This window comes from Bacillus sp. ES1-5, from assembly GCF_022487605.1.
Classification (GTDB): Bacteria; Bacillota; Bacilli; order Bacillales; family Bacillaceae_G; genus Bacillus_A; species Bacillus_A wiedmannii.
This window is the reverse complement of sequence record NZ_JAKVPU010000024.1, coordinates 1-3,064: the sequence shown is the minus strand read 5'-3', so window position 1 is coordinate 3,064 and position 3,064 is coordinate 1. Positions and strand designations below refer to the sequence as shown.

General features: G+C 32.1%; 2 protein-coding genes and 1 pseudogene. 1 reads left to right on the top strand and 2 read right to left on the bottom strand.

The genetic code is table 11. The annotated features are described in order from the left end of the window. Positions 1 to 390 (top strand): fascin domain-containing protein (locus tag MKO96_RS29015; RefSeq protein WP_240589331.1); only part of this gene is annotated, 390 nt, incomplete at its 5' end. Between the two features lie 1,110 nt (positions 391 to 1,500). Here MKO96_RS29015 and tnpB read toward each other — a convergent pair. Both tnpB and MKO96_RS29005 read right to left on the bottom strand, forming a co-directional pair. Then, entirely contained in the window at positions 1,501 to 2,622 is a 1,122-nt protein-coding gene (gene tnpB, locus MKO96_RS29010; RefSeq protein ID WP_240589330.1) for an IS200/IS605 family element RNA-guided endonuclease TnpB, read from the bottom strand. A gap of 216 nt (positions 2,623 to 2,838) precedes the next feature. Then, a pseudogene (locus tag MKO96_RS29005) lies at positions 2,839 to 3,064 on the bottom strand (thioesterase II family protein); the annotation flags it as partial.

The following is a 3,064-nucleotide window of genomic DNA, read 5'->3' as shown; positions in this document are numbered from 1 at the left end:
TTTAATGGAAGTTGGACAGTTGCTATACAGGCAGCAAATTTACAATATGTTTCTGCTGAGCCATCGGGAAATGTGATAGCTAACCGTAATGCAGTTAATGAATGGGAGAAATTTGAATTAATTCCGACTGGGGAATTATATACGTTTGCTTTAAAAGCGAAAAGTAATGGAAAGTACGTTTCGTTTGAGCCAAATGGTAGAGTAGTAGCAGATCGTACATCAATTGGGACATGGGAAAAATTTATCTTATATAATGGTGGAGACAATAGGATATATGTATTACAAGCGCTAAGTAATGGTAGATTTATATCAGCAAATGGCGGTAGAGAATTAACTGCTAATAGTTATGTAGCTGGAAGCTGGGAAAGATTTGTTATTGTGTACTTCTAAATTTGGAAGTGTTATGTATCTAGATGATAATGACATGTGTAGTTCATATGCATGCCAAATACAATAAAGAGTTAAGTACTTAATATAAGTGTATATTTAGGTACAAAAAGGACTGCAAGTAACTGTCAGTCCTTTTTGTATGTTAATTAAGTATCTGCTGTGGATGTAATAAGAAGAAAAAGAACCCTATAGGGTTCTTTTTCAAGGCATATTAACCGTAAGGAGAATCATGAAATGCTACTTCAAATCTTTATTAGGGGAAAGATTTTGAAAAGCTTAACATACATCTATTTTTACATAAATGTAAGATATAGTAAATTGATAATCTTTATACTTACTATTACTAATATTCAATTAAGATGGTTAACACTATGTTTATGGTGTTAACTGATGTTTAGTGTAGTATACATTTAGAAATCTAGTATTAGATTACAAGTGTTAAAAAGCTAATAGGTTTATCATTTCAAATTCTAACTAACATTTAAACGATTATAATTGAAATGGGGTGTGTATTAACTCTTATAAGCTAATGAAAGTAAATAAATAAAGACCCTGTAAAAAAATACAGGGTCGGATACAGGGTTAAGGGAACGCATAGTTTCTTAAAAACATAATAGCATATATATTTTGTGTAGCTATATGAAGATTTTGACAAAATTAAGAACAAGACAGAAAATCTTTGAGAAATCAAATATAGTGGTGGAAATATGATTAGGAAGTGAACTATTTACATGTTAATATAGATGAAACCTTTTGAGAACCGTGATCAAAAGGGCATTGAATTAGAGGCTTAAGTTAGTGAGATAATTAATCTTCCTGAAAAAGAAAAATGTTTTTTAGATTAAAAGAAGAAAAGACACCTTTTGGGTGTCTTTTCTTTTTGTATACAGCTCACATATTGTTGAATTAGATACGAAACCATAATTCGACTATGAAATAAACAACATAAGAAATTTTAACATAATCTGGACTGAAAAAAATATGTAATAGTGCATCTTTAGTTTTCAATTGTTGTATTGGATATAGAACAACAATTTGAACTACCCCCACTTTCACTTCGTTTAGAAGTGAGGGATTCCTAAGTAAAGGGTTCTATCGAACTCTAATTGATTAGGCTAACCCCGCAGTCCCTGCGGTTAGAAGTCTTATTGCTTCATTCTTTATATTGATACTTGCGTTAATATCCCTATCATGGTGTGTACGACAAGAAGGACAGTCCCATTTACGTAGGTTTAGATTTTTAACGTCTTTGTTTTGATATCCACAACAAGAACATAATTGGCTGGAAGCAAATGTTTTCGATACGACAATGACTTGTTTGCCATACCATTTTGCTTTATATTCCAACATGGTTCGAAACTGTGACCAAGATACTTCACTAATTGCTTTTGCTAACTTACGATTTTTTAACATATTTGATACTTGCAAATCTTCTATACCGATAACATCGTGGTTTTTGATGATTTCAGTTGAGATTTTGTTTAAGTAATCTTTTCTAGCATTTGATATGTATTCATGAATTCTAGCTATTTTTACTCGTTGTTTATTCCAACGAGATGATCCTTTCATTCTTCTAGAAAGAACACGCTGTGCTTTCGCCAACTTATCTTCTAATAATCGGAAAAACCTCGGATTTTCATAGGGTTTTCCATCTGACAAAATAGCGAAATCTTTTAGTCCTATATCTATCCCAATGTAAGAATGAGTTTTCGGAAGTTCTTGTACTTTTGTTTCAACTAATAGTGACACAAAATATCTATCAGAAGGGTTTCGTCTAACTGTAGCATTTACAATACGTCCCGTTATTTCACGACTTTTGGCAAATCGAACAAGACCTAGTTTTGGCAATTTTATTTTGTTTCCTACAACGGCAATGTTTTCATTTGTTTGTTTTGTGGTATAAAATTGTACGTTATTCTTCTTGGATTTGAAACGCGGGGCACTATTTTGTTTTTTGAAAAATCGTGTATACGCATCCGCAAGGTTGCGAACAGTCGACTGAATCGCAATACTATCCACTTCTTTGAGCCAAACAAACTCTTTCTTCATGGCAGGAAGTTTGGCAGAGCATGTACCATATGTTAAACCTTTTCCAGTTTCTTGATATGTGTGATCCCATAGGGATAGGAAATGATTGAATACAAAGCGAGAACAACCTATCGTTTTATTAATTAGAATTGCTTGTGTTTGATTTGGATAAATACGAAACTTAAAGGCTTTATTAATTATCATTTCATTCACCTCCATTTCGGCATATAACTATTATACACCAAACGTACATTCGATATATAATGAAGTAACATTTTCTGTATGTCGAACAATTAAGATGGCTTCCTGCCATCCCTTGTTTGAAGCCAATTCTCTCCTACCTACTGACCCTTCACGCTCCTTGAAGAAGGAGTCTTCTTGGCTAAAATGTTAAAAAACATAGAAATATTAAAGTCTCATTTATAATATTTTACTTTGAAAATCGGATGAACTTAATGTTTTATTTATTATTTTAACAACTTCTTCTGTAAAATCATTAATAAAAAAGTGCCCTCCCTGATATCCATAAAAGTGGCATTGTTTACTAGTATAATCAGCCCACTCTATCAATCTTTGATTATCTACTAGCTTATCATCGTAACCGTATAGAATAGAAATATTAAATGTAAAAGGACTTATTTTTCCT

What these genes read in the sequence shown, in the direction of transcription:
- tnpB (WP_240589330.1), bottom strand. Translation starts at nt 2,622, where the DNA reads ATGATAATTAATAAAGCCTTTAAGTTTCGTATTTATCCAAATCAAACA.